Source organism: Vibrio sp. 378 (genome assembly GCF_033339435.1).
Map to the genome: position 1 here is coordinate 1 of NZ_JAWOUO010000814.1, position 599 is coordinate 599.

The following is a 599-nucleotide window of genomic DNA, read 5'->3' on the forward strand; positions in this document are numbered from 1 at the left end:
TAATGTTTTCTCGGGTAGGCCAGCACGAGGCATTGTGAATCGCGCGATGTCGGAGCTAGGCTACATCTGTGAATCTGCGCCGAAATTCCCATATGCTTCCATTGAAATGACTCAGTTAAGAGCGCTTATGGAGAAGCAAAACCGAGATGAATTTACGCCGTTGTGGTGCGGACAAAATTCGTCGGGTTGCAAAGAAGTTTCGGCAGCAGAAATGACACTGTCATTAGTGGAAGGGATTGATTTGAGCTTATGTTCCTCAGACTGATTTGGCCTGAGGAACACATTTCAAGTGAAGGTTATTGAGGCGCTTTCATCGCTTCAGATTTGTCTGAAGTCATGACGAAATGCAGTTCACCACCGTCTTTCAAATCGCTGTGCGCGAAGCTGAAGTTGTCACTCAATTGTTTGCCGTTGATGGTCACCGACTTCACGTAGATGCTCTCTTGGCTGTTGTTTTCTGAGGTGATGGTGAATTTACCGTCCGCGACTGGAATCACGGCTTTGTCGAACAGAGGACGACCGATGGTGTAACTTGCTTCGCCCGGTGTGACTTGGTAGAAGCCCAATGCAGACATCACATACCACGCCGACATCTGACC

At 48.2% G+C, this 599-nt stretch carries 2 protein-coding genes; one reads left to right on the top strand and one right to left on the bottom strand.

Annotated elements, in window-relative coordinates; translation table 11 throughout:
- Nucleotides 1-265: nitronate monooxygenase (locus R7Q48_RS28995; protein WP_411979306.1), on the top strand; the 265-nt coding region annotated here is incomplete at its 5' end.
- Between the two features lie 31 nt (nucleotides 266-296).
- Here R7Q48_RS28995 and R7Q48_RS29000 read toward each other — a convergent pair.
- A partial coding sequence (locus R7Q48_RS29000) for a glycoside hydrolase domain-containing protein (protein WP_318133810.1) occupies nucleotides 297-599 on the bottom strand: 303 nt, incomplete at its 5' end.